General features: G+C 59.0%; 24 protein-coding genes and 1 riboswitch. Of the genes, 14 read left to right on the plus strand and 10 right to left on the minus strand.

Annotated features, from left to right (window positions below):
- Positions 1-73 precede the first annotated feature (73 nt).
- Positions 74-296, plus strand: a riboswitch (cobalamin riboswitch).
- A 124-nt stretch (positions 297-420) separates the two neighbouring features.
- From AACY18_RS05950 to cobM, 4 genes are all read left to right on the plus strand, one after another.
- On the plus strand, positions 421-618 hold the full coding sequence (locus AACY18_RS05950) for a CbtB domain-containing protein (protein ID WP_339432929.1): 198 nt from the start codon (positions 421-423) through the stop codon (positions 616-618).
- Positions 619-629: 11 nt separating this feature from the next.
- Positions 630-1,331: a CbtA family protein gene (locus AACY18_RS05955; protein ID WP_339432928.1), complete on the plus strand. Its 702-nt coding sequence runs from the start codon at positions 630-632 to the stop codon at positions 1,329-1,331.
- Complete coding sequence (locus AACY18_RS05960) at positions 1,328-1,741, plus strand: cobalamin biosynthesis protein (protein ID WP_339432927.1); 414 nt, start codon at positions 1,328-1,330, stop codon at positions 1,739-1,741. The genes AACY18_RS05955 and AACY18_RS05960 overlap by 4 nt, the downstream gene beginning before the upstream one ends.
- Positions 1,742-1,822: 81 nt before the next feature.
- The gene (gene cobM / locus AACY18_RS05965; protein WP_339432926.1) at positions 1,823-2,569 is read left to right on the plus strand and encodes a precorrin-4 C(11)-methyltransferase; all 747 of its coding nucleotides are present in this window, start codon (positions 1,823-1,825) and stop codon (positions 2,567-2,569) included.
- 72 nt (positions 2,570-2,641) lie between these two features.
- Here the strand turns inward: cobM and nfuA are convergent, their stop codons facing one another.
- Positions 2,642-3,226, minus strand: a complete 585-nt coding sequence (gene nfuA, locus AACY18_RS05970) for a Fe-S biogenesis protein NfuA (RefSeq protein WP_003225494.1) — start codon at positions 3,224-3,226, stop codon at positions 2,642-2,644.
- Positions 3,227-3,479: 253 nt separating this feature from the next.
- Positions 3,480-5,762 (minus strand): fatty acid cis/trans isomerase, encoded by a 2,283-nt coding sequence (locus AACY18_RS05975; RefSeq protein ID WP_339464512.1) that lies wholly within the window; start codon positions 5,760-5,762, stop codon positions 3,480-3,482.
- A 156-nt stretch (positions 5,763-5,918) separates the two neighbouring features.
- Here AACY18_RS05975 and metH point away from each other — a divergent pair, with 156 nt between their 5' ends.
- Both metH and AACY18_RS05985 read left to right on the plus strand, forming a co-directional pair.
- Complete coding sequence (gene metH, locus AACY18_RS05980) at positions 5,919-9,629, plus strand: methionine synthase (protein ID WP_339432924.1); 3,711 nt, start codon at positions 5,919-5,921, stop codon at positions 9,627-9,629.
- 113 nt (positions 9,630-9,742) lie between these two features.
- Entirely contained in the window at positions 9,743-9,961 is a 219-nt protein-coding gene (locus AACY18_RS05985; protein WP_221732738.1) for a DUF2970 domain-containing protein, read from the plus strand.
- 6 nt (positions 9,962-9,967) lie between these two features.
- Here AACY18_RS05985 and AACY18_RS05990 read toward each other — a convergent pair whose 3' ends face one another.
- The gene (locus tag AACY18_RS05990; protein WP_339432923.1) at positions 9,968-11,041 is read right to left on the minus strand and encodes an ABC transporter substrate-binding protein; all 1,074 of its coding nucleotides are present in this window, start codon (positions 11,039-11,041) and stop codon (positions 9,968-9,970) included.
- 521 nt (positions 11,042-11,562) lie between these two features.
- Between AACY18_RS05990 and AACY18_RS05995 the strand changes: the two genes are divergently transcribed.
- Complete coding sequence (locus tag AACY18_RS05995) at positions 11,563-13,221, plus strand: nitrite/sulfite reductase (RefSeq protein WP_339432922.1); 1,659 nt, start codon at positions 11,563-11,565, stop codon at positions 13,219-13,221.
- Positions 13,205-13,699: a DUF934 domain-containing protein gene (locus AACY18_RS06000; protein ID WP_339432921.1), complete on the plus strand. Its 495-nt coding sequence runs from the start codon at positions 13,205-13,207 to the stop codon at positions 13,697-13,699. The genes AACY18_RS05995 and AACY18_RS06000 overlap by 17 nt, the downstream gene beginning before the upstream one ends.
- A 67-nt stretch (positions 13,700-13,766) precedes the next feature.
- Here the strand turns inward: AACY18_RS06000 and sohB are convergent, their stop codons facing one another.
- Positions 13,767-14,798, minus strand: coding sequence for a protease SohB (sohB, locus tag AACY18_RS06005; RefSeq protein WP_339432920.1), 1,032 nt, complete (start codon positions 14,796-14,798; stop codon positions 13,767-13,769).
- 204 nt (positions 14,799-15,002) lie between these two features.
- On the opposite strand from sohB, the gene AACY18_RS06010 reads away from it, so the two are divergent.
- A complete protein-coding gene (locus tag AACY18_RS06010) occupies positions 15,003-15,713 on the plus strand; it encodes a histidine phosphatase family protein (protein WP_339432919.1) in 711 nt (236 codons plus the stop codon).
- Positions 15,714-15,777: 64 nt separating this feature from the next.
- On the plus strand, positions 15,778-16,092 hold the full coding sequence (locus AACY18_RS06015) for an SCP2 sterol-binding domain-containing protein (RefSeq protein ID WP_103302367.1): 315 nt from the start codon (positions 15,778-15,780) through the stop codon (positions 16,090-16,092).
- Positions 16,093-16,149: 57 nt separating this feature from the next.
- Here AACY18_RS06015 and AACY18_RS06020 read toward each other — a convergent pair whose 3' ends face one another.
- From AACY18_RS06020 to AACY18_RS06040, 5 genes are all read right to left on the minus strand, one after another.
- Positions 16,150-16,383 (minus strand): hypothetical protein, encoded by a 234-nt coding sequence (locus AACY18_RS06020; RefSeq protein ID WP_339464514.1) that lies wholly within the window; start codon positions 16,381-16,383, stop codon positions 16,150-16,152.
- A 16-nt stretch (positions 16,384-16,399) separates the two neighbouring features.
- A complete protein-coding gene (locus tag AACY18_RS06025) occupies positions 16,400-16,906 on the minus strand; it encodes a hypothetical protein (RefSeq protein ID WP_339432918.1) in 507 nt (168 codons plus the stop codon).
- Positions 16,907-17,001: 95 nt separating this feature from the next.
- A complete protein-coding gene (locus AACY18_RS06030; protein ID WP_339464516.1) occupies positions 17,002-18,042 on the minus strand; it encodes a hypothetical protein in 1,041 nt (346 codons plus the stop codon).
- A 12-nt stretch (positions 18,043-18,054) separates the two neighbouring features.
- Entirely contained in the window at positions 18,055-18,582 is a 528-nt protein-coding gene (locus AACY18_RS06035; protein ID WP_339464517.1) for a PAAR domain-containing protein, read from the minus strand.
- Positions 18,583-18,738: 156 nt separating this feature from the next.
- A complete protein-coding gene (locus tag AACY18_RS06040; RefSeq protein WP_339464519.1) occupies positions 18,739-19,041 on the minus strand; it encodes a hypothetical protein in 303 nt (100 codons plus the stop codon).
- A gap of 259 nt (positions 19,042-19,300) precedes the next feature.
- On the opposite strand from AACY18_RS06040, the gene AACY18_RS06045 reads away from it, so the two are divergent.
- From AACY18_RS06045 to AACY18_RS06060, 4 genes are all read left to right on the plus strand, one after another.
- The gene (locus tag AACY18_RS06045) at positions 19,301-21,019 is read left to right on the plus strand and encodes a hydrogenase maturation protein (protein ID WP_339464521.1); all 1,719 of its coding nucleotides are present in this window, start codon (positions 19,301-19,303) and stop codon (positions 21,017-21,019) included.
- 144 nt (positions 21,020-21,163) lie between these two features.
- A complete protein-coding gene (locus tag AACY18_RS06050) occupies positions 21,164-22,027 on the plus strand; it encodes a LysR family transcriptional regulator (RefSeq protein WP_339432913.1) in 864 nt (287 codons plus the stop codon).
- Between the two features lie 110 nt (positions 22,028-22,137).
- A complete protein-coding gene (locus tag AACY18_RS06055; protein WP_339432912.1) occupies positions 22,138-23,283 on the plus strand; it encodes a sterol desaturase/SRPBCC family protein in 1,146 nt (381 codons plus the stop codon).
- The gene (locus AACY18_RS06060) at positions 23,280-24,356 is read left to right on the plus strand and encodes an SMP-30/gluconolactonase/LRE family protein (RefSeq protein ID WP_339464522.1); all 1,077 of its coding nucleotides are present in this window, start codon (positions 23,280-23,282) and stop codon (positions 24,354-24,356) included. The genes AACY18_RS06055 and AACY18_RS06060 overlap by 4 nt, the downstream gene beginning before the upstream one ends.
- Positions 24,357-24,567: 211 nt before the next feature.
- Here the strand turns inward: AACY18_RS06060 and AACY18_RS06065 are convergent, their stop codons facing one another.
- A complete protein-coding gene (locus AACY18_RS06065; protein ID WP_221732752.1) occupies positions 24,568-24,810 on the minus strand; it encodes a DUF465 domain-containing protein in 243 nt (80 codons plus the stop codon).
- Positions 24,811-24,857: the final 47 nt, after the last annotated feature.

Consider the following 24,857-nt stretch of genomic DNA (forward strand, 5'->3'; position numbering starts at 1 on the left):
ATGTTTGGATTGGGATTGGGTTTGAGGGCATATCCAACCCATCCAATTGACTCAAATCCCCCACCCATGCTCTCCTACACAACTTGTTACGGGTGCCCTTCACAGGGTGAAACGGGAAACCGGTGAATCATGTGCTTTACTCAAGCCCATGTCAGTCCGGTGCTGCCCCCGCAACGGTAAGCGAGCGAAGCATCAGATCCACTGTGCCGATACGGCATGGGAAGGAGATGCTTGCAGGTCGGGCCCAGCGCCAACCCCTCGTGAGCCCGGAGACCGGCCCGCAACACACAGCACGCATACCTTTTGTGTCGCTGAACATAACAAACCCGCGGTGGGCGGGCGCTGTTCGAACCCCTGCGTACTCGCACGCCGGGGCTTCATGCGCTCGACTGCCTCGCTGACATTCCAGAGGGAAGCGCCATGTCGATCATCAGCAGCACCGGCAGCAACACGGACAAAATCTCCAGCACCACCACCCTGAGCCAACGCCTGACCGCCGCTGTTTTCGCGTCGATTGTGGGTGCGGGCCTCGTCTACTTCGCCGGTTTCTCGCACATCGAAGCCGTGCACAACGCCGCCCACGATACCCGCCACAGCGCTGCGTTCCCGTGCCACTGAGGCCTGCCGACATGATCAAGCGAATTGCACAAACGGCAGGTTTCAGCGGTCTGCTGGCCGCCCTGCTTCTCACTCTGCTGCAAAGCTTCTGGGTTTCGCCGCTGATTCTGCAGGCAGAAACCTTCGAGAAATCCGAACCGGTGGCACAAGTCCACGAACACGCCGCCGGCTCTGCTGCGCACACCCACGATAGCGAAGCCTGGGAGCCGGAAGATGGCTGGCAGCGCGTGGTCTCGACCACCGGCGGCAATCTGGTGGTCGCCGTGGGATTCGCCCTGATGCTCGCGGGGCTCTACACCCTGCGTGCGCCGACCAAAACCTCGCAAGGTCTGCTTTGGGGGCTGGCCGGTTACGCAACGTTCGTACTCGCCCCCACCCTTGGCCTACCGCCTGAGCTGCCGGGCACCGCTGCCGCAGATCTGGCCTCACGGCAGACGTGGTGGATCGGCACTGCCGCCTCTACTGCGGTCGGCCTCGCCCTGATAGCGTTCAGCCGTCACTGGCTGATGAAGATCCTCGGTGTGGCGATCCTTGCGGTGCCACATGTGATCGGCGCGCCACAACCACAAGTGCATTCGATGCTGGCCCCTGAAGCATTGGAAGCTCAGTTCAAAATCGCTTCGCAGCTGACCAACGTGGCGTTCTGGCTGGCCCTTGGCCTGATCAGTGCGTGGTTGTTCCGCCGCAAAAGCGATGGCCAATACCACGCATGACCCGAGACAGTGCAGCGCCGACCTTAGTGGTCGGCCTGGGCTGCCAGCGCGGCTGCCCTGCCAGCACGCTGCGCGCGTTACTCGATCAGGCCTTGCAAGCGCATCGCATCGAGCTTGGAGCGGTCAAAGCCTTGGCCAGTATCGATTTGAAACGCGATGAACCCGGTCTGCAGGAACTTGCCGCACAATTGGCCTTGCCATTGCGCTACTTCAGCCGCGAAGAATTGGCCAATTACCAGCAACGGCTCAGTCACCATTCACAGATCGCCTACGAACGCACCGGTTGCTATGGAGTGGCAGAGAGCGCGGCTTTGGCGCTGGCTGAACAGTTGATTCAGGCACCGGCAAAACTGCTGATATCCCGGCAGAAATACGCTCAGGCAACATTGGCATTGGCTGGCGCTGCGTAAAATCCCGATAATCCTCGTCTTTGATCATGAGCAATCTTCATCTGAAGCATTGCCCCGCCGCGCTTTTCACAGGATTCCTACATGACCGTCTACTTCATCGGTGCCGGCCCCGGCGACCCGGAACTGATCACCGTCAAAGGCCAACGGCTGATCCGCAATTGCCCGGTGATCATCTATGCAGGTTCGTTGGTACCGGCAGCGGTGCTGGAAGGTCATCAGGCGCAGACGCTGGTCAACAGCGCTGAATTGCATCTGGAGCAGATCATCGAACTGATCAAAACCGCGCACGCCAAGGGCCAGGATGTCGCACGCGTGCATTCGGGAGATCCGAGCCTGTATGGCGCCATTGGCGAGCAGATTCGTTATTTGCGCGAGCTGGATATTCCCTTCGAGATCATCCCCGGCGTGACGGCCACCGCAGCATGCGCCGCGTTGTTAGGCGCAGAACTGACCCTGCCTGACGTGTCGCAAAGCGTCATACTGACCCGTTATGCCGACAAGACCGCCATGCCCGCAGGCGAAGAACTTGGAAGCCTGGCGCAACATGGCGCGACCATGGCGATCCATCTGGGGGTCAATCATCTGGAGAAAATCCTTGCTGAACTATTGCCGCATTACGGCGAAGACTGCCCGATAGCGGTAATTCACCGGGCGACATGGCCGGATCAGGACTGGGTGGTGGGAACGCTGGGGGATATTGCCCAGAAGGTCGCCGCCAAAGGGTTTCGGCGCACGGCGTTGATTCTGGTTGGGCGGGTGCTGGGCAGTGAGGTATTCAGTGAGTCCTCGCTGTATCGCGCCGGGCATGCGCACTTGTATCGCCCCTGAAGACATTCTTGAACATCACGCATAAAAAACGGCGCTCACGGGGCGCCGTTTTTCATGCTCGCAGCGAACACCTTAGTAATAGGCGTTTTCTTTCTGCGTATGGTCGGTCACGTCACGAACGCCTTTGAGCTCTGGAATGCGCTCGAGCAAGGTGCGCTCAATGCCTTCCTTCAGGGTGACGTCCGCTTGACCGCAACCCTGACAACCACCACCGAACTGCAGCACGGCGATGCCGTCTTCGACTACATCGATCAGGCTGACCTGACCGCCGTGGCTGGCCAGCCCCGGGTTGATCTCGGTTTGCAGGTAGTAATTGATACGTTCGTTGACCGGGCTGTCGGCGTTGACCATCGGCACTTTGGCGTTTGGCGCCTTGATGGTCAGTTGACCACCCATGCGGTCGGTGGCGTAGTCGACGACCGCGTCGTCCAGGAACGCTTCGCTGAACGAATCGATATAAGCGGTGAAGCTTTTGAGCCCCAGCGCCGTGTCTTCCGGCTTTTCTTCGCCCGGCTTGCAGTAGGCAATGCACGTTTCGGCGTACTGGGTGCCAGGCTGGGTGATGAAGACGCGGATGCCGATTCCCGGGGTGTTCTGCTTGGAGAGCAGATCGGCCAGGTAATCGTGGGCGGCGTCAGTAATGGTAATAGCGGTCATGGAAACTCCTCGCAGGCTTGGGCGCAGTTTACGCCAATCGTTGCGCCGGACAAAGTCCTAGTATTTTTGTCGGGAAAGATTCTCGACAGACTGACCTTCTGTCCGTGCCTTGAGCCAACGGTAGCCACGTTTTCCCAACCATGGGTAACTCAACCAGGAGCCGACGCCGATTACCAAAACACTGACGACAAACATCCGACAGGCATTGCGCTGCCGCTGAAGGTTGTGACAGCAGGCCCTTCTCAAAGGCCGATCAGAGATTCTCGTATCGATTCATGTCCAGCACCCCCTCTTCAACCGGATTGGTTTCGTGGAGGTACTGGCTCAAGTCGTGAAAATAGAACCAGAACTGCGGATGACTGCGGCGAATACCCCAGCGTTCGACGATTTTTTCGAAGCGGTTGGCGTCTTTGGCGTTTTCCATTGCATCGACAAACTCAGGCACTTGCTCGGCGGGAATATTGAAGATGAAGTTCGGATAACTGCTGAGCACGCCCGGGTAAAGAGTGATCGTGTCGAGGCCCGGCTGATAACGCAGCGACTCACCGAGCAAGAACGCCACGTTGCTGTGCGCGCGATTGCGCAACAGGCTATAGACCTCGCGTTTGCCACTGGCAGTTTCAATACGCAACATCGTCGCTTCCGGCAACTGGTCGATCACCTTCAACCCGGCGGCGGGGCGCGATGTCAGGCGACTGAGCGCCTGTTCGGCGTTTTGCAGCGCCGGATCGATATTCGGGCGTGAGCAATAGGCGCCCTCGCAACGGTTGATCGGGTCAGGTTGGGCGTCGAGGTCGCCATAACGCGCCAGCAACTGCATGGCGAAATCGTGTTTCGGGTCTTTCTTGTTGAGTTTCAGCGCGGTCGGCTTGTCGTCGTCGATGGACTCGTAATCCAGCCACATCTTGAACTGGCCACTGCTCTGATACCAATCGTCGAGGTAATCCTCACGGGAGTCGGCGGGCATCAGGCGCAGGAAGTTTTGCTCGGCGCCGTTACGGATCAGATCGAAATACAGGCGGGTTTGCGCCTGATGCGAAACGTTGCCGAACACATCGAAGTTGACCGCCAACTGGTAATAGGTGCGCTCCAGCAACGGATAGTCGAACAACCACATCGTCTGCGGCACCTCGCCGATCAGGCCTTTGGTGACCGAGGCGCTGTCGAAGTGGCGGAAGATGCTCAGCAACGCATTGTCGTTGCCCGCCCACAGCGTCGACCAGCTCGGCGCCGGCTGGTCGGCGTAACTGTCACGGCGCAGGGCTTCGTATTCGTTACGTTTGTTGCGGTAGTCGCGCCAGAGGCTCAGGACGCTGCCGACATCGTCGTTTTGCCCGGGCATGGCCAGCAACGGTGTGGCCTGACCACGATAGTTGGGATCGGTGATGTACAAGTCATGTTCCGGAGCCTGGAACAGCGCCCAGAAGTTGTCGCGTATAACGTCGGTCGCGATCTGCCCTCGGCACACCGGGCCACGTATAAAGGTGCGGACGAAATACTCGGCGTTATCGAGCATGAACTGATAGCGCGCCTGCGCCGGAATGGCCTCGAACGTGGCGAACGGATTGGCCCGGCTCTGCGGCCCGTAACCCGGCAAGGCGTTGACCTGCCAGTTGCCGCTGTAGAACAGGCTTTTGACCCGCGCCATTTTTGCCGCGCTCAGCGGGTAGGTGATGTGCGTTTTGTGAACGATCACGCCTTGGACCGGCCACAAGCGGTAATACACCTGAGTCCCCGGATCGTCATTCGGGCGACGAGTGGCAATCAGGTCGATGGGTTGTCCGGTTGGCGTGCGCGAACGCACCCACTGAAAGTAGTGCCCTGGCTCACCGTCCTTGAAATAGATGTGCGCCAGGAACCAGTGTTCGTACAGCCAGCGCCCGACCAGACTCTCCCGGGCTCCGGGCGTGTTGAGCAGATTTTCCCACTGGACAATCTGCATCGCTTCTTTGCTGCTGGGCGCCAGACCCTGTTCGTCAATGGGTGCGCCGGACGCCAGCCAGCGTTGCAGCGTTTGGTATTGCTGATCAGTCAGACCGGTGACCGCCAGCGGCATGCCTTCTTTCGGATGGGCACCGGCGTACGCCTCGAACTCGGCAGGCATGGTGCACATGTTTTCCCGGTTCAGGCCCAGGGCGATTTCTTCTGGCAGTCTGGCGTTCGGCGTCAACGGGGTTTTGTGCCCCAGCTCCAACATGCGGGCCATCAAAGCCGCCTGACTGCCCTGTGCATCAAGTACCGAATAGAAACCCTTTTGCTGCCAGGCGCGCTTGCCGAAAGCGTCGTAGAACAACCGGGTAGTTGGCGCCGCCTGAGTGCGCTCGCCGTCGTAGACCGGCATTTTGCTCGCGCCACGCCCGGCGCCTTCGCCGCTGCCCAGGTTGAGCTGACAAGCGGAGTCGTAGCACGCATGGCAGGCCACGCACTTCTCGGTGAAAATCGGCTGGATATCACGGGTATAAGAAAGCGCGGGATCTTGCGCCGCAGCGCCCCAGCTCAAGAACAGCAAAACGATGCTGATGACGCGGTACGACATGTCCCTGATCCCGATCCTGAAGAAAAACGCTGAGATTCTACAGTATGACGGTCGTACCAACATGAGCGATATTCATGCAAAACCGCCACATGCTCTAAAAGCGCACAGGTTTGTTATGATCCCGCTCCTTCGTAATGGTCTTTCCGAGTAGTCCAAATGTCCGATCGCAGCGTCCGCCTTCAAGCTCTCAAGCACGCCCTCAAAGAGCGCATCCTGATACTCGACGGCGGTATGGGCACGATGATCCAGAGCTACAAGCTCGAAGAGCAGGATTATCGCGGCAAACGCTTCGCGGACTGGCCGAGTGACGTCAAGGGCAACAACGACCTCTTGGTGATCACCCGTCCGGACGTCATCGGCGGCATCGAAAAGGCTTATCTGGATGCCGGCGCCGACATTCTGGAAACCAACACCTTCAACGCCACCCGCATCTCCATGGCCGACTACGGCATGGAAGAGCTGGCGTACGAACTAAACGTAGAGGGCGCGCGCCTGGCGCGCAAAGTCGCCGACGCCAAGACCCTGGAGAACCCGGACAAGCCGCGCTTCGTCGCTGGCGTGCTCGGCCCCACCAGCCGCACCTGTTCGCTGTCGCCTGACGTCAACAACCCTGGCTACCGCAACGTCACCTTTGATGAGCTGGTGGAGAACTACACCGAGGCCACCAAAGGCCTGATCGAGGGCGGCGCCGACCTGATCCTGATCGAAACCATCTTCGACACCCTCAACGCCAAAGCGGCGATCTTCGCCGTGCAAGGGGTGTTCGAAGAGTTGCACCTCGAACTGCCTATCATGATTTCCGGGACCATCACCGACGCCTCCGGCCGGACCTTGTCGGGCCAGACCACCGAAGCGTTCTGGAACTCCGTGGCCCACGCCAAGCCGATTTCGGTGGGCCTGAACTGCGCCCTTGGCGCCAGCGAATTGCGTCCGTATCTGGAAGAACTGTCGAACAAGGCCAGCACCCACGTTTCCGCGCACCCGAACGCCGGCCTGCCGAACGAATTCGGTGAGTACGACGAACTGCCGTCGCAAACCGCCAAAGTCATTGAAGAATTCGCCCAAAGCGGCTTCCTCAATATTGTCGGCGGCTGCTGCGGCACCACTCCGGGCCACATCGAAGCCATTGCCAACGCCGTGGCCGGTTACGCGCCGCGACAAATCCCGGATATTCCCAAGGCCTGCCGCCTCTCGGGCCTGGAGCCGTTCACCATCGATCGCAGCTCGTTGTTCGTCAACGTCGGCGAGCGGACCAACATCACAGGTTCGGCCAAGTTCGCCCGTCTGATCCGCGAAGACAACTACACCGAAGCCCTGGAAGTTGCCCTGCAGCAGGTCGAGGCCGGCGCGCAGGTGATCGACATCAACATGGACGAAGGGATGCTCGATTCGAAGAAGGCCATGGTGACCTTCCTCAATCTGATTGCCGGCGAGCCGGACATCTCCCGCGTACCGATCATGATCGACTCCTCGAAATGGGAAGTGATCGAAGCCGGCCTGAAATGCATTCAGGGCAAGGGCATCGTCAACTCGATCAGCATGAAAGAAGGCGTCGAGCAGTTCATCCATCACGCCAGGCTGTGCAAGCGCTACGGCGCCGCCGTGGTGGTGATGGCGTTCGACGAAGCCGGCCAGGCCGACACCGAAGCGCGCAAGAAAGAAATCTGCAAGCGCTCCTACGACATTCTGGTCAACGAAGTCGGCTTCCCGCCGGAAGACATCATCTTCGACCCGAACATCTTCGCCGTGGCCACCGGCATCGAAGAACACAACAACTACGCTGTGGACTTCATCAATGCCTGTGCCTACATCCGCGACGAACTGCCGTATGCCCTGAGCTCCGGCGGCGTGTCCAACGTGTCGTTCTCGTTCCGCGGCAACAACCCGGTGCGTGAGGCGATTCACTCGGTGTTCCTGCTGTACGCGATCCGCGCCGGCCTGACCATGGGCATCGTCAACGCCGGTCAGCTGGAAATCTACGACCAGATCCCGCAGGAACTGCGCGACGCGGTCGAAGACGTGGTGCTCAACCGCACACCGGAAGGCACCGACGCCCTCCTCGCCATCGCTGACAAATACAAGGGCGACGGCAGCGTCAAGGAAGCCGAGACCGAAGAGTGGCGCAACTGGGACGTCAACAAGCGCCTGGAACACGCACTCGTCAAGGGCATCACCACACACATCGTTGAAGACACCGAACAATCGCGCCAGTCATTCGCCCGCCCGATCGAAGTGATCGAAGGCCCGCTGATGTCGGGCATGAATATCGTCGGCGACCTGTTCGGTGCCGGCAAAATGTTCCTGCCGCAGGTGGTCAAATCCGCCCGTGTAATGAAGCAGGCCGTAGCGCACCTGATCCCGTTCATCGAACTGGAAAAAGGTGACAAACCTGAGGCCAAGGGCAAGATCCTCATGGCCACGGTGAAAGGCGACGTCCACGACATCGGCAAGAACATCGTTGGCGTGGTGCTTGGCTGCAACGGCTACGACATCGTCGACCTCGGCGTCATGGTCCCGGCGGAAAAGATCCTGCAAGTGGCCAAGGAGCAGAAGTGCGACATCATCGGGCTGTCTGGCCTGATCACCCCGTCGCTGGATGAGATGGTTCACGTTGCCCGTGAAATGCAGCGTCAGGACTTCCACTTGCCGTTGATGATCGGTGGCGCGACCACATCCAAAGCGCACACTGCCGTTAAGATCGAGCCCAAGTACAGCAACGACGCCGTGGTTTACGTGACCGACGCCTCCCGCGCGGTCGGCGTGGCAACGCAGTTGCTGTCCAAGGAATTGAAGGCCGGTTTCGTTGAAAAAACCCGAGCCGAATACGTCGAAGTGCGCGAACGTACCGCCAACCGCAGTGCCCGCACCGAACGTCTGAGCTACGCCGCCGCCATCGCGAAGAAACCGCAGTTCGACTGGGCCAATTACCAGCCGGTCAAACCGACCTTCACCGGCAGCAAAGTGCTGGAGAACATCGACCTCAAGGTACTGGCCGAGTACATCGACTGGACGCCGTTCTTCATCTCCTGGGATCTGGCCGGCAAGTTCCCGCGCATCCTCGAAGACGAAGTGGTCGGTGAAGCCGCCACAGCGTTGTACAAAGACGCTCAGGAAATGCTCGCCAAACTGATCGACGAGAAACTGATCAGTGCCCGTGCGGTGTTCGGCTTCTGGCCAGCCAATCAGGTGCATGACGACGACATCGAGCTGTACGGCGATGACGGCAAGCCATTGGCCAAGCTGCATCATCTGCGTCAGCAGATCATCAAGACCGACGGCAAACCGAACTTCTCGCTGGCCGACTTCGTGGCGCCCAAGGACAGCGAAGTGATCGACTATGTCGGTGGCTTCATCACCACCGCCGGTATCGGCGCCGAAGAAGTGGCCAAGGCTTATCAGGATGCCGGCGACGACTACAACTCGATCATGGTCAAGGCACTCGCCGACCGTTTGGCCGAGGCGTGCGCTGAATGGCTGCACCAGCAGGTACGTAAAGAACACTGGGGCTATGCCCGGGATGAAGTGCTCGACAACGAAGCGCTGATCAAAGAGCAATACTCCGGCATTCGTCCTGCGCCGGGTTATCCGGCGTGCCCGGATCACACCGAGAAAGCTGCATTGTTCGCCCTGCTCGACCCAGAAGCCGCCGAAATGCGCGCCGGGCGCAGCGGTGTATTCCTCACCGAGCACTACGCGATGTTCCCGGCGGCAGCGGTCAGCGGCTGGTATTTCGCCCACCCGCAGGCGCAGTACTTCGCCGTGGGCAAGGTCGACAAGGATCAGGTGCAGAGCTACACCTCGCGCAAAGGTCAGGAACTGAGCGTGACGGAGCGCTGGCTGGCGCCGAATCTGGGTTACGACAACTAATCCAGCTTCAACGCAATACTCTGTGGGAGCGAGCGGGCTCCCACAGTGGTTTTTGCGGTGCCCTTGAAACGGTTGGCTATGCTTGTCTGACACACATGGCAGACGAGGGATTTATGGACGATCCAGTCGACAACAAACCGCCGAGTTTCTGGCAGATGCTGCACAGCGTGATGGCAGCGGCGTTCGGCGTGCAGAGCGGCAAGAACCGGGCACGGGACTTCACCCACGGCAAACCCAGTCATTTCGTGATATTGGGGATTGTGTTCACCGCAGTGTTTGCGCTGACGCTGTTTGCCATCGTCAAACTGGTCGTGCATTTCGCCGGCGTCTGACGTGCTTCAGTGCATCAAGGCCTGGAAAGTGAACGGGTAGCGGTACGAGGCTGGCCGCCCTTTGGCCGAGAGTTTGCGAAATCTCACGCCGTAGTCAGGCGAACTTCCCATGGCCAGCATTCGCCGGGCATGAGCCTTATCGATCAGTTGCAGCAAAGGCACCTGACGATCGCGGCCGCCATGCTGATCCAGATCCACGCCCTGCTCGTGGTCATGCAGTTCCACCAGCGCCCAGCCGCCCAAAGTGAAGTGTCCGCCCAACAGCACGCTCAAGCGCCCATCGACCAGAGCCTGCAGCGCCGCCGGTGACGTATTGACCGCACTGAACAAGGCGTCTTGCCCCGGGATTTTGCCGGTCTCGGAAAACGCGCGCATCGCGCCAAAGGCCATTTCATCGTTGGCCGACCACACCAGTGACACCTTCGGATAGCGCGCGAACAACTGTTTGGCCTGTTCATAGGCGCGCTGCTGCGTCCAGCCGCTGTAGACACGTTGGCGCAAACGTACTTGCGGATGTTCGGCCAGTGCGCGCTGCATGCCGTGCTCACGCAACTGCGCCGACGGCGTGATTTTCAAACCGGAGAACGCCAGCAATTCGATCTCCTCACCCCCGCTCACGGGCCGATGCATTCGAATCAACGCCTTCATCATCAGGTAGCCGCCCTCCTCATCGTTCGGCACCAGGTTGCCGACCCGATCCGTGCGCTCGCCGACCAGAGCTTGCTGGTCGGGGGTCAGTGCAGCGTTAACGATGAACAACTTCACGCCACTGTCTTGAGCCAGACGCAGGATCTGTGGCGCCACGTATTGCTCGTTGACGAACATCAGGTAATCGGGACGATTCGGCCCCTGCAACGCAAGACGCGCCTGAGCGAGTGTCAGTTCGGGTCGACGCAGGGAATAGAGAATGCGCAGATCAATGCCAAGATCCCGGGCGGCTGCCTGCATGAATTGCGAATAACTGACCCAGAACGTTTCCTCGGTCGAGCCGGGATTGAGAAACAGCACGGACTCCGCCCGCGCGCTGGACGCGAAAACCGCGCCAAACAATAGAAAGCTGATGTGAAAAAACCTGAACATGAAACAGCCGGGCCCAAGGAAAAACAGCCGCGATTATAGCCTTCGAAAACCGGCTGCTGGCGCCTGATTCCGTTTTTTGTCCGACAATCGTCGGACACGGGCCCGGAGGGGTCGCTTACTGATGACTGACCCAGAATACCGCCGTTCCTACGACCAGAATGATCAGGAACACAATCGCCCAGGCATCGACACTGCTATCGCTTTTCCTTGCTTTGGTTGGGTTGCTCATTGCATCGCCTCTTGTCGGTTTTATCGGTGATTGCAGAAAGACTCGACCACAGTTAAGACGATGATTGTCCGCACGACAAATGTGGGTTAGTTGACAGCCATTCTCGTTAGGCGATTTGGTTCTTTACATATACTCAAACATCACTTTTGCGCATAACTGCAAACGGGTATATTGCCCCGGCTCCGTTAGAGAGTGCGCGGCCGTGCGCGCAGAATTGCAGAGGCAACCTCGGACTCCAGCAAGCGAAAACCCAGCGTTTTCCGAGTAGCCCAAGCCTGAGAACAGGACTTATATGTACGTATACGACGAGTACGATCAGCGGATCATCGAGGACCGCGTCAAGCAGTTCCGTGATCAGACCCGACGCTATCTGGCAGGTGAGCTGAGCGAGGAAGAATTCCGTCCCCTGCGCCTGCAAAATGGCCTCTACATCCAGCGTTTCGCGCCGATGTTGCGAGTGGCAGTGCCTTACGGCCAACTGACTTCGCGTCAGACCCGCATGATGGCCAGGATTGCCCGCGACTACGACAAGGGCTACGCCCACATCAGCACACGACAGAACGTGCAGTTCAACTGGCCGGCGGTTGAAGATATCCCGGACATCCTGGCGGAACTGGCCACGGTGCAGATGCACGCGATCCAGACCAGCGGCAACTGCCTGCGCAACGTCACCACCGACCAGTTTGCCGGCGTCGCTGCCGACGAAGTGATCGACCCGCGCCCATGGTGCGAGATCGTGCGTCAGTGGACCACGTTCCACCCTGAATTCGCTTACCTGCCACGCAAATTCAAGATCGCCGTCAACGGTTCGACCGCTGACCGCGCAGCCATTGAAGTGCATGACATTGGCCTGGAGCCAGTGCACAACGAAGCTGGCGAACTGGGCTTTCGCGTGCTGGTCGGTGGCGGCCTCGGTCGTACTCCGGTCGTCGGCGCGTTCATCAATGAGTTTCTGCCCTGGCAGGACCTGTTGAGCTACCTCGACGCCATCCTGCGGGTCTACAACCGTTACGGCCGTCGCGACAACAAATACAAGGCGCGGATCAAGATCCTCGTCAAAGCGCTGACCCCTGAAGTATTTGCGCAGAAAGTCGATGCCGAAATGGAACACCTGCGCGGTGGCCAGACTACGCTGACCGAAGCCGAACTGCATCGCGTCGCCAAGCACTTCGTTGACCCGGACTACAAGGCGCTGGACAACCAGTCTGCCGAACTGGCCGCGCTGGACAAAGAACACCCCGGGTTCGCTCGCTGGCGCACCCGCAACACCCTCGCGCACAAAAAGCCGGGTTATGTGGCCGTGACCCTGTCGCTGAAACCGACCGGCGTTGCCCCGGGCGATATCACCGACAAGCAACTCGATGCCGTCGCCGATCTGGCCGAGCGCTACAGCTTCGGTCAACTGCGCACCTCCCACGAGCAGAACATCATTCTGGCCGACGTCGAGCAGAGCCAGTTGTTCACCCTGTGGGGCGAGCTGCGTGAAGGTGGTTTCGCCACGCCGAACATCGGCCTGCTGACCGACATCATTTGCTGCCCTGGCGGTGATTTCTGCTCGCTGGCCAACGCCAAGTCGATCCCGATTGCCGAATCGATCCAGCGCCGTTTCGACGACCTCGATTACCTGTTCGACATCGGTGAACTGGACCTGAACATCTCCGGCTGCATGAACGCCTGCGGTCACCACCACGTCGGCCACATCGGCATCCTCGGGGTGGACAAGAAAGGTGAGGAGTTCTATCAGGTTTCCCTCGGCGGCAGCGCAAGCCGGGATGCGAGCCTGGGCAAGATCCTCGGCCCGTCCTTCGCTCAGGAAGCCATGCCTGACGTCATCTCGAAGCTGATCGACGTTTACGTTGAACAACGTACCGAAGACGAGCGCTTCATCGACACCTATCAGCGTATTGGCATCGACCTCTTCAAGGAACGCGTCTATGCAGCGAATCATTAAGAACAACGAAGTCGTCGACGAAACCTGGCACCTGTTGCCGAAGGACTTCAACATCGACGAGATCAGCAACTGCGACGATCTGATCGTTCCACTGCAACTGTGGCGCGAACACAGCCGCATGCTCAAGGCACGCGACGGCGGCCTGGGTGTATGGCTTGATGCCGACGAAGAGGCCGAGGAAATAGGTCCTGACGTGGCCGAGTTCCAGGTGATCGCGCTTAACTTCCCGGCGTTCACCGACGGGCGCAACTACTCCAACGCACGCCTGCTGCGTGACCGTTACGGTTTCAAAGGCGAACTGCGGGCAATTGGCGATGTGTTGCGTGACCAGTTGTTCTACATGCACCGCTGCGGTTTCGACGCCTTTGCCATACGCCCGGACAAAGACCCGTACGAAGCGCTTGAAGGCCTCAAGGATTTTTCGGTGACCTATCAGGCGGCCACTGACGAACCCCTGCCGCTATTCCGTCGTCGCTAAACCTGCGGGTTTGCCGCGGACACAAAAACGCCGGTCAATGACCGGCGTTTTTTTATGCGCGACTGTTTTACCAGAAACGTTGCTGGGTCAGACGACTCCACCAGCTCAACAGCACGCGATCCACCGAACCGCTGGCCGCCATGCCGATACGCTCTTGCAGGCTTTTACGCTCGGCGTAGTGCAGGTGGTAGACCTCGGCCTGTCTGGCCTTCTGCGCAAGGTATTCGTCGCTGGTCTTGAGTTCATCAACCAGTTGCTTGTCCAGCGCTGCAACACCAAGCCAGACTTCACCTGTGGCCACTTCATCGATCGCCAGTTGCGGACGATAGCGAGCGACAAAGTTCTTGAACAACTGATGGGTGATGTCCAGGTCTTCCTGAAACTTCTCGCGGCCCTTCTCGGTGTTTTCGCCGAACACGGTCAGGGTGCGTTTGTACTCACCGGCGGTCAGCACTTCAAAGTCGATATCGTGCTTTTTCAGCAAGCGGTTGACGTTGGGCAACTGCGCGACCACGCCAATGGAGCCAAGGATGGCGAACGGCGCACTGATGATCTTGTCGCCGATGCACGCCATCATGTAGCCGCCGCTGGCCGCGACCTTGTCGATACACACGGTCAACGGCACGCCGGCTTCACGAATACGGGCCAGTTGCGAGGAGGCCAGACCGTAGCTGTGGACCATGCCGCCACCGCTTTCCAAACGCAGGACGACTTCGTCCTTGGGTGTGGCGAGTGTCAGCAGCGCGGTGATTTCATGACGCAGGCTTTCGGTGGCCGAAGCCTTGATATCGCCGTCGAAATCCAGCACGAACACCCGTGGTTTGGCTTCGGGCTTTTTCTTCTGCTTCTTCTCGCTTTTCTCGGACTTGGCCTCACCCTTGCGCAAAGCCTTGAGTTGATCCTTGTCGAGCAGCGTTTGCTCAAGGCGCTCACGCAGGCCTTTATAGAAATCATTGAGCTTGCTGACCTGCAACTGACCTGCCGACTTGCGCCGCCCCTTGCTGCGCAACGCGGCAAAACTGGCGAGCACTACCAGAATGGCGATCACCAGCGTGACGGTCTTGGCCAGGAAACTGGCGTATTCGGTGAAAAACTCCACAGAGACTCCTTAAAACAATGCGCGGACGTGAAACACACGCGGGATGGCGCCAGCATACCCATGCGCCGGCTCCTCGACCAGCCGTGAAACCTCTGGCAACACGCCTGTAACGGGCATTTCAAACAAGCGTATGTTTTTTCATTGACAGCACCCCATCATCCTCATAACCTCGCCAAACCTTCAACGTACCGGGATGACGCGGACGTGGGCAGCATCTATTTGATTCGACATGGCCAGGCCTCCTTTGGTGCAGACGACTATGACGTCCTGTCACCGACCGGCGTGCGCCAGGCAGAAGTCCTCGGCCAGCACCTCGCTGAACTGGGTATCCGCTTTGACCGCTGCCTCGCGGGTGACCTGCGTCGCCAACAGCACACGGCCACCAGCGCGCTGGAACAATTCACCGCGCAAGGCCTGTCGGTACCGATGCTGGAAACCGATTGTGCCTTCAACGAATTCGACGCCGACGCCGTGATCCGCGCCCTGCTCCCGGCCATGTTGCCGGACGAACCGGAAGCGCTCGACATCCTGCGCAATGCCGCGCAAAACCGCGGCGAGTTCCAGCGCATTTTCGCCTTGATCATTGAGCGGTGGCTGGCCGGCACTTACGACCCGCCGGGGCTGGAGAGCTGGCTGGGCTTTGTCGAACGGGTTCAGGCCGGATTGCACCGAATCCTCGAACAAGCTGAAAAAAATCAGAAAATCGCCGTGTTCACCTCCGGCGGCACCATCACCGCACTGCTCCACCTCATTACGCAAATGCCTGCGAAACAGGCCTTTGAATTGAACTGGCAAATCGTCAACACCTCGCTCAACCTGCTGAAATTCCGCGGTCGCGAGGTGGCTTTGGCTTCCTTCAACAGTCATGCACACCTGCAACTGTTGAAGGCCCCGGAACTCATCACCTTCCGCTGAGTCCGGATTACTGTGAACCTTGCTGTAATCAACCTGCTCTTATTACCCAAGAAAGGATCGAACCATGACCTCCGTAGCTGATGCCGTACAAGCAATGAAAGCCAAGTTCAACCCAGCCGCTGCTGCCGGTCTGGATCTGGTCTTCGGTTTCCGCATCGACGAGACCAAGAACTTCTCGCTGATCGTCAAGGACAGCACCTGCGAGCTGCAAGAAGGCGAAAACCCGGACGCCCAGGTCACTCTGGTGATGGACGGCGAAACCCTGGAAGGCATCGTCGACGGTTCGACCGACGGCATGCAAGCATTCATGGGCGGCAAACTGCGCGCTGAAGGCGACATGATGCTGGCGATGAAACTGTCCGAACTGTTCCCGTCGTAAGACTACGATTCGGAAAAAACAAATCCCGCCTTGGTGGCGGGATTTGTCGTTTCAGGGTCAATGGATGCCGGCGGCGTCCAGTGCCTTGAAGACCTGCCGATCAGCGACCTGGGGCCCACTGTCGGGGTACATCAACTGGACGCCGCCTCCGGGGAGGATTTCACCGGTTTGCGCATCACGCGCGAAGGTGATGACATACCGCTCCCCCTGATACTTCAAGTAGATATTGTAATAATCCTGCGGCTGATCCGGTGCTGCGAAAGCACTGTAACGAATGAACGCAGTGTTCACATTCAACTACCAGCCCTTAACGGCGCAGGCTCTGAGTCTCGTCCAGTTCCTTGAATATCCGCACGTAATGCGCATCGGATTCTTGGTTCGGATAAATCAGTTTTGCACTGTTTTTATCGATCAGCTCTCCCGTTTGCGCATCTCGGCTGAAGGTGATGACAAACCGTTGATTTCCCAGATTCAGGAACAGGTTATAGAGATCGACTGGCTTGTCCGGCTTGTCGAACTTGCTGATCCAGTACCTGACACGCCCAGTCAGATCCGGTGGGTCGTTGATAAGCGAGTCGGTATTGACCTGGGGAAAGTCATACTCAAGCGCCACCCCTGCGATGGCGACGAGGTCATCGTTCATGTTCGCCGTAACCGGCAGAGGTTTATTGCGCAGCATGCTTTCGGCGCTTGCTTGGGCCGGGGTTCCCATGAGACGGCGGCTGTACATTCCGCTTGTAAACCAGCGAGTGGCGTCGAAACGATTATCGTCTGGACTCCAGATGCCGTAATACATCATTACTTTCGAGGACATTTCGTCTTCCTTGCCAACGAGATATAGACCCATCAAAACCGCGACGGCCAATAGCCCGATCGCACGAAAAACCATTGTTTTTTTTATAGTTGAGGTCATTTGGCTGGTTTGTATTCGCACAGCTTTTTGGGAACGCCATCCGGTGTATTGCCAGATCGTACGCCATGGACAGCCCCTTCAGCGTCCAGGGGATATCCGAGTGTGTCGTTGTAATGTTCCCGTCCTTGAGCTTGTTTCAACAGCGCGGCATCTTTCTCGCTCAATGTTTTGACAGGCGGCACAGGCGCCCGCTCATTCGGCAACTGAGCGGCGGGATCTTTGCTGGTGGTGCGGTGGGCTGTCAACCGACGCTGGTAATCACTGAGATTCTTGCGGTAGGCACGGCTGGCGGCCTTGTCCGCTTCCTGCTTGGTCGGTGCCTGCTCCACCGCGGCACGATCTTCGTGGGTGCCATAGGTCTGGTCATACAGACTGCGCCGAGGAAATGCCCACACGGTTGTTCCAGTGGCATCAGCCATTATTTGCGCCAGACTGAGTTCAAAGTGCGGGTCTTCATTTTCCGCTACCTTCACGCTCGCGTTGATCCCTAATCCGGTTCGGCATGCGTAGGAATAGATCTTCGCGCCATAGGCGAACGCGTCAGGCGTAAACATGCGAGCCTGGGCATCACGTAATCGGTAGCTGTCACGTTTGTCCAGCTCGTACCCCAGTTCTATGCTGCCTACAACGCCGTGGGAAAAGAAATCCATTTGCTTGATTTCCCGACTTCTGCGTTTTCGACTCGCGACAAAATCAACCAACTGCGAAATTGAATCGTACTCGCGATACTCGGCACCATAACCCTCGGTCACGATCTTTTTGACTTCAGCCAACAGATTTGGGTCGTACTCATCCTTGAAGATCAGAAATGCCCGTTGAATAGAGTAACTCGGCGTAGACGGTGGATAGCTTTTGAGCTGACGTATGCCCTGGTTGATGAAGTTCATCATGTTGCCCCGCTGGCCACGAATATTCGCGATAAAACCCAGGTAGGACGCTCCCACTACCGTCACATAGTCCTGCGCCAGAGTCCCCTTCACTTGCGTCGTCGCGTGCTGATCGTTCGTCTGGCCCTGATTTTTTTTTGGAGTTGCCACGTAAAACCTTCCTTAGTAAGCGATACCCAGAGCATCCAGGTGGGCGGCGGCTTCCTTACCCCATTGCACGACAATGGAGGTCGGATCGGCAGTGAACACGCGAACGGCGTTGCCGTGGTTGTCAGTGTGGCCGACAAGGCGTTGGCCGTCTCCGGTTTCGATGCAATAGAGCATATCGGGAATCGCCTCGCCGGTGGATTCATCAACCAGTTGGAAGCGTTCGCTGTGTTTGGGCACAGTCACGATAGGAGTGAAGGGTGCGGCGCCGACTTGAGTGCCCACGAACACGTCGCCAGAGCCGGTGATGATCATACCGCCATGGGCGGTGCCACTGCCGAGAAACGCAATGGGTTGGCCATTGATCAGGATGTTGCCGATTCCTTCGGTGACCGAATCACCGCACGCCGTTGTGTCTCCGACCCGCAGCACCGGCATGCCGTTGATATTCACGTTGGGCGAACCGCTGGTGCTTGGGTTGGTACCGTGACCGGTCACCGGACAGGCATTGAGATCGCTGAGTCGAGCGGCTGGTTTTGCCATCGTCTACTTCCTTGTATTGGCTAGGGCGCGGAATGTACCGGATCTATACCAGGGATAAAAGTCTGTCGCCGCGTATAAAGGCCGAATCTGGCGTAGCGAAGGATGCCGCCAGCAACTCACGGGTATAGGGATGGGCCCGGCAATCGCGTCCGAACCTTAGATCCTCGAGCCGCCGCTGCTGAGGATTTCGTTACGCTCAATCACCGCCCCGGTCAACGCACTGCCATCGTCCAAAGTGAAATCACGTCGTTCAGCAGTATCGGTCACCAACTCCCCTGCATCCGGCAACCCGCCGTAACGCGGCCCGAGCAACCCGGCCAGCAGCACAATACCGAGCACACTCAAACTGCCGCTGATAAATCCACGACTGCTCGACGCCGCATTGAGGCTCTGCAGCAGACGGTTGCACGGCAACCAACGCAAAGTCGGATCGCACAGCAGGGCCAGACTTGCGCCCATTTGTTCGATGACATGCGGATGCTAAGGATCGGCGGTACGCAAGACATCGAATGCAGCGCGCCAGGCTCACGAATGGGAGGCCGGTAGTGCCAGGCCCCGTAAAAAGAAGACGCTTCGTCGCCTCGCAAAAGATTGGCTGACAGAACGTTGACCTCGATCACTGGCGCACGGGCGAGACTGATTAATCTTCCGGCTCCATCGAAGGCCAGGGAAGGCTCACCGGGAGCCTGCGGCTGATCCCATTCAAGGAAGAACTCTCATGCGACCACTCAACATCATTCTGCTGTCGTCGGCATTCAACGGTTTGACTCAACGCGCCTGGCTGGAACTGCGTCAGGCCGGACATTCGCCCAGCGTCGTGGTGTTTACCGACGACGCTTCGGTGTGTGAACAGATCGAACGCAGCGGCGCGGATCTGGTGATCTGTCCGTTCCTCAAGGACCGCGTGCCGCCAGCGCTTTGGCGTAACACCGAACGTCCGGTGGTGATCATTCATCCGGGCATCGTCGGCGATCGTGGCGCCAGTGCGCTGGACTGGGCGATCACCCATGAGCTGTCGAGCTGGGGCGTGACCGCGTTGCAAGCGGTTGAAGAGATGGACGCCGGCCCGGTCTGGGCGACCTGCGAATTCAATCTGCCGTCGGGCTTGCGCAAGTCCGAGCTGTACAACGGTCGGGTCAGCGATGCGGCGATTCGTTGCATTCGCGAGGTAATCGAAAAATTCGTCGAAGGTTATGCGCCAGTGCCGCTGGATTACACCGACCCCAAAGTGCGTGGGCGTTTGCAGCCGAACATGAAACAGATCGACCGAAGCTTCAACTGGCACGACTGCGCGCGCTTCATCAAGCGCTGCATCGACGCGGCGGACGGCCAGCCCGGCGTACTGGCAAGCCTGGCGGGAGGTCAGTATTACGTGTACGACGCGCACCTGGATTCGCGCACGGGTCTGCCCGGCGAAATCCTCGCCGTGCAGGACGATGCCGTGCTGGTCGCGACCGGCGATCAGAGCCTGTGGATCGGCTCGCTGCGGCGCAAACCGCAGCCTGGCGAAGAAACTTTCAAGCAACCGGCGCGACATGTGCTGGCCGGGCAATTGGCCGATGTGCCGACGCTCGACAGCTCGATTGCCACCCAGCCATTCAGCGACGCGGCCTATCAACCGATTCGGTACCGCGAATCCGGGCATGTCGGCGAACTGACCTTCGAGTTCTACAACGGTGCCATGAGCACCGAGCAATGCCAACGCTTGGTCCAAGCGCTGCGCTGGGCCAAGTCCCGCGACACTCAGGTGTTATTGATCAAGGGCGGACGCGGGAGTTTTTCCAACGGTGTGCATTTGAACGTGATTCAGGCCGCGCAGGATCCGGGGGCTGAAGCCTGGGCGAATATTCAGGCAATCGATGATGTCTGTGAGCAATTACTGACGGCGCGGCAACTGGTGGTCAGCGGCGTAACGGGCAGTGCTGGCGCCGGTGGCGTGATGCTCGCGTTGACGGCCGATATCGTCTTTGCCCGGGCCGATATCGTGCTCAATCCGCATTACAAAAGCATGGGGTTGTACGGCTCCGAATACTGGACTTACAGCCTGCCCCGCGCCGTTGGCCCGGCGATGGCCGAGCAACTGACTCAAGCCTGCCTGCCGGTCAGTGCCCACCAGGCCCTGCAACTGGGTATGGCTCAGGAGATCGGCCCGCGTTGCCCGGATGAGTTTTCGCTGTGGCTGCTGCAACGGGCCAACAGCGTTTTGAGCGACCCGACCTATGCCGCTGTGCGTGAACGCAAGGCCCGGGTTGATCAGGTGCTGATCCAGCAATGCCGTGAAAGCGAGCTGCAGGAGATGCAGGAAGACATGCTCTACAACCGCAGTGGTTTCGCCGAGAAATGCGCCCATTTTGTTTACAAGCGCAAGGCGTGTGGCACGCCGGCGCGGCTGATCGCGGATTGGGCACGGGGGCGTGAAGTTGAGCTGACGGACTGATCGTCACCGCCCGCCACGGCCTCATCGCCGGCAAGCGAGCGCTCACAGATATCAAACCGTGGCCGCGACCCTAATGGCGATTGAACGATGACGCAGTGTAGAGGCTGCACATACAATGCGCCCACCTCAAACACTGGCCCGCCCATGGACATCGACCTCGCCCGCACCTTTCTGGAAATCGTCCGCCACGGCAGCCTCGCCGCGGCGGCGCAGAAGCTGTTCGTCACACAAACGGCAATCACCGCCAGGGTGCAGAAACTCGAGAGCCAGTTGGGCAGCACCCTGTTCGTGCGCAATCGGGCCGGGGCGAAACTGACGCCCAACGGCGAGGCCTTTGTGGTCTACGCCAATCAACTGGTGCAGACCTGGGAGGCCGCGCGCCGCGACTTGCCGCTGCCCGAGGGTTATCACAACGTGCTGCACATCGGCGGAGAAGTCAGCCTGTGCAATCCGTTGATGCTCAGTTGGGCTGCCGAACTGCGCGAGAAAATTCCCGGGCATGCGTTGCGCATGGAAATCCGCGACGGCGAAAACCTGCTGCGCCAACTTGAACTCGGTGTGCTCGACGCGGCGCTGGTCTATCAGCCCGAATACTGGCCGGGGTTGCAGGTCGAGCAGGTGCTGGAAGAAAAGCTGATCCTGGTGCGCGCGCCTGATCGCCCGGATCCCTACGTCTACATCGACTGGGGCCCGGATTTTCGCCGCCAGCACGATGCCGCTCTGCCGGAAAAAGCCAAAGCCGCGCTGAGTTTCAACCTCGGCCCTCTGGCCCTGCAATACATCCTCGAACACGGTGGCAGCGGCTACTTCCGCACTCGCGTCGTGCGCACCTACCTGGAGAGCGGCGCCCTGGAGCCGGTGACCAAAGCCCCTGAATTCGGTTACCCGACCTATCTGGTGTACTCGCGCGATCGCGACTCGGCGACGCTGCAACAAGCCTTCAATCTGCTGCGCGAAGTGATTCGCAACGATGACGACTGGTCGCAACGCTGGAACCCACTGAGCTGAGGCGGCCGCTTTACAGCCGATCATGGCGCATGTGCCCCAAGGTCTGGCCTGCATAAACGAGCGGATCGGCTAATCTGCCGGGTATGACAACGATCCCCGCAGGTGACGCAGTGAGGCAGACCACCGAGGCATTTCGCAGTCGCTACCGTGCGGCGATCCATCCGCTTTACAACCCGTGGTTGCATGGCGCCTTCGTGCTGCTGTTCGGCGTACTGGCCATCGGCATGTTCTGGAGCAATGTGCAGCAGGTGCAACCGCTGCAATGGCTGACCGTGCCGCTGACCCTGCTGTTCTTCAATTTCGGCGTGTACAGCGTGCATCGCCATCTCGGCCACCATAAAAAAGCCTTCGCGAAAATGTTCTACGCCCGACATGCGGGCGATCATCACAGTTTCTTCACCCCCGGCCACATGACCTACGACAGTGCCCGCGACTGGCGGGTGATTCTGTTCCCGGCCTGGCTGATCGTCATTCACACGCTGTTCATCACCCTGCCGGGGTGGTGGCTGCTCGTGCAGGCCAATGTCAACGTTGCCGGGCTGTTCGGCGGCTGCATGGTGTTCGGTTATCTTGCCTACGAGGTGTTTCACGCCTGCGAGCATCTGCCGCCGGACAATCCGTTGACCCGGCTGCCGTGGATCCGCCAGATGCGTCGCCTGCACGAATTGCATCACCGCCGCGAGCGCATGCAGGAATGCAACTTCAACATTGTCTTGCCCTTGATGGACTACTTGTTCGGCACCCTTTACTGGGAGCCGGAAACCGCCCCTTTGAGCCATTCGAGAATGCCCATGACGCGCCTGCAACACCCGATCGATATCGCCGGTGAACCGATTGCCGTGCTGGCCTACGCTGCCAGCGTCAGCCGCTGGCCAGAGTGGCACCCGTCTTCGCTGAAAATCAACGGCCCACAGGGCCCCCTGCATGCGGGTTCGCACTTCGAGGAGGATATTCATGCGGGTGGGCGGCCAGGTCACTTGAGCTGGGAAGTCACGGAGTATCTGCCCGGTCGGCGCTGGTGTGCGCAGGCGCACGGTGATCACGGGTTGTCATTGTTGCTCACTTACGAATGCTCGACCGAAGGCAGCGGCACACGGTTTGTGCGCACCCTGGAGTATCGCTTCGAGGGGCTGGGCATGCGCATCGCCAATCAGTTGCTGCTCAAACGCCGTATTGGTCGCGAGTCGGCTGCGTCGATGCTCGCGTTACGCGACATGGCCACGCAATACATTGCATCGGCGAGGGCAAGCGCATGAAGTTGGGACATGGGTTGATGCTGCTGATCATTCTCGTTTTCGCGTTTTTGTTGCTGATGCCCACCCGGGTTGAGCCGGTTGCCTGGAAACCACAGGCCGCGCCATCGCTGACCAACGGAATCTACGCCGAAAACCAAAAACTCAAAGGCGTTGCACAGGTTGGCCCGAGTGACATCGAAGGGCCAGAGGCGCTGCTGCTGGAAGGTGACTTTTTGATCACTGGATTGCATGACGGTCGGCTGATTCGCAGCAGTCTCGACGGTCAGGAACGCCAAGTGCTCGCAGATACCGGCGGACGTCCCTTGGGTCTGGCCCGACATCCCAACGGTTTGCTGGTGATTGCCGACGGCGTCAAAGGTTTGCTCTCGCTCGATGCACAAGGGCGCTTGATTGCCCTGGCGACAGCCGCCAATGGCCTGGCGTTCGGTTTCACCGACGATGTGGCCATCGACCAATCCGGGCATTACGCCTACTTCAGTGATGCCTCCAGCCGTTGGGGTTATGGCCATGACGGCGAGGCGATTATCGAGCATGGCGGTGACGGACGTCTGTTGCGCTATGACTTTCAGACCGGCAAAACCAGCGTACTGCTGGACAAACTGGAGTTCGCCAACGGCGTGACCCTCGGCCCGGATGACGCCTATGTATTGGTCAACGAAACCGGCGCTTACCGCATCAGCCGATACTGGCTAACCGGGCCCAGGGCCGGCACCCATGACCTGTTCATCGACAATTTGCCGGGGCTGCCGGACAACCTCGCCTTCAACGGCAGCGACCGGTTTTGGGTGGCGCTGTACGCACCGCGCAATCCCTTGCTCGATGGCACTGCCGGGTATCCGCTCGTACGCAAGATGATCGTGCGAGCGCTGACCGTGTTGCCCAAACCGGTGGAAAAGCGCGGGTTTGTGCTGGGGCTGGATCTGGACGGCAAGGTGATTGCCAATCTGCAGGATGCCAGCAGCGGTAATTACTCACCGATAACGACGGCGCGCGAGTATGGGCCGTGGTTGTATTTCGGGTCGTTGAAGGCTTCGCATATGGCGCGTTTGCCCTTGGCAGATGCGCTCAAATGAGCCCGCATTAAAGGCACTGGACTGACTGACGCTATCGCTGGCAAGCCTGCTCCCACGCGGTTTGTGAAACATCGAAAATCATTCGATAACCACAAACCTGTGGGATCGGTCATGGGGCACCTCGCAAGGAGTCGATGAATTCGGACTCTGAACATTCGAGGTGCCGGGCGTGGTTGTCGTTCCAGTCAATCTACAACCGTAGGTCGGCGGATCAGGACGGGGGCTGCAAATGGCTGACGATCTCGTCCTTGACCTTCAGGCGCTTCTCTTTGAGTTTTTTCAGTTCATCGTCGCTGGGGGCATCCGAGGTGGCCGTTTCGGCCTTGACCACATCGGCATCAGCCTGGGAATACTTGTTGATCAGTGAATCCAGTCGTGGATCCTGGGTGCGTTTTTGCTGGATCTCTTCCTTCGTGCAACTCAAGTCCTGAAACAGGTCATGGGGAACCGGCATGGAACACCTCCATCAGTTGATCGGGAGGCCAGCGCGACCGATTGCGC

It is taken from the genome of Pseudomonas sp. EA_65y_Pfl2_P74, from assembly GCF_963970575.1.
GTDB lineage: Bacteria > Pseudomonadota > Gammaproteobacteria > Pseudomonadales > Pseudomonadaceae > Aquipseudomonas > Aquipseudomonas baetica_A.

What these genes read in the sequence shown, in the direction of transcription:
- AACY18_RS05960 (WP_339432927.1), top strand. Translation starts at nt 1,328, where the DNA reads ATGACCCGAGACAGTGCAGCGCCGACCTTAGTGGTCGGCCTGGGCTGC.
- metH (WP_339432924.1), top strand. Translation starts at nt 5,919, where the DNA reads ATGTCCGATCGCAGCGTCCGCCTTCAAGCTCTCAAGCACGCCCTCAAA.
- AACY18_RS05950 (WP_339432929.1), top strand. Translation starts at nt 421, where the DNA reads ATGTCGATCATCAGCAGCACCGGCAGCAACACGGACAAAATCTCCAGC.
- AACY18_RS05955 (WP_339432928.1), top strand. Translation starts at nt 630, where the DNA reads ATGATCAAGCGAATTGCACAAACGGCAGGTTTCAGCGGTCTGCTGGCC.
- AACY18_RS06065 (WP_221732752.1), bottom strand. Translation starts at nt 24,810, where the DNA reads ATGCCGGTTCCCCATGACCTGTTTCAGGACTTGAGTTGCACGAAGGAA.
- AACY18_RS06060 (WP_339464522.1), top strand. Translation starts at nt 23,280, where the DNA reads ATGAAGTTGGGACATGGGTTGATGCTGCTGATCATTCTCGTTTTCGCG.
- AACY18_RS06050 (WP_339432913.1), top strand. Translation starts at nt 21,164, where the DNA reads ATGGACATCGACCTCGCCCGCACCTTTCTGGAAATCGTCCGCCACGGC.
- nfuA (WP_003225494.1), bottom strand. Translation starts at nt 3,226, where the DNA reads ATGACCGCTATTACCATTACTGACGCCGCCCACGATTACCTGGCCGAT.
- AACY18_RS05975 (WP_339464512.1), bottom strand. Translation starts at nt 5,762, where the DNA reads ATGTCGTACCGCGTCATCAGCATCGTTTTGCTGTTCTTGAGCTGGGGC.
- AACY18_RS06025 (WP_339432918.1), bottom strand. Translation starts at nt 16,906, where the DNA reads ATGTCCTCGAAAGTAATGATGTATTACGGCATCTGGAGTCCAGACGAT.
- AACY18_RS06040 (WP_339464519.1), bottom strand. Translation starts at nt 19,041, where the DNA reads ATGGGCGCAAGTCTGGCCCTGCTGTGCGATCCGACTTTGCGTTGGTTG.
- AACY18_RS05995 (WP_339432922.1), top strand. Translation starts at nt 11,563, where the DNA reads ATGTACGTATACGACGAGTACGATCAGCGGATCATCGAGGACCGCGTC.
- AACY18_RS06045 (WP_339464521.1), top strand. Translation starts at nt 19,301, where the DNA reads ATGCGACCACTCAACATCATTCTGCTGTCGTCGGCATTCAACGGTTTG.
- AACY18_RS05985 (WP_221732738.1), top strand. Translation starts at nt 9,743, where the DNA reads ATGGACGATCCAGTCGACAACAAACCGCCGAGTTTCTGGCAGATGCTG.
- AACY18_RS06015 (WP_103302367.1), top strand. Translation starts at nt 15,778, where the DNA reads ATGACCTCCGTAGCTGATGCCGTACAAGCAATGAAAGCCAAGTTCAAC.
- cobM (WP_339432926.1), top strand. Translation starts at nt 1,823, where the DNA reads ATGACCGTCTACTTCATCGGTGCCGGCCCCGGCGACCCGGAACTGATC.
- AACY18_RS06000 (WP_339432921.1), top strand. Translation starts at nt 13,205, where the DNA reads ATGCAGCGAATCATTAAGAACAACGAAGTCGTCGACGAAACCTGGCAC.
- AACY18_RS05990 (WP_339432923.1), bottom strand. Translation starts at nt 11,041, where the DNA reads ATGTTCAGGTTTTTTCACATCAGCTTTCTATTGTTTGGCGCGGTTTTC.
- AACY18_RS06035 (WP_339464517.1), bottom strand. Translation starts at nt 18,582, where the DNA reads ATGGCAAAACCAGCCGCTCGACTCAGCGATCTCAATGCCTGTCCGGTG.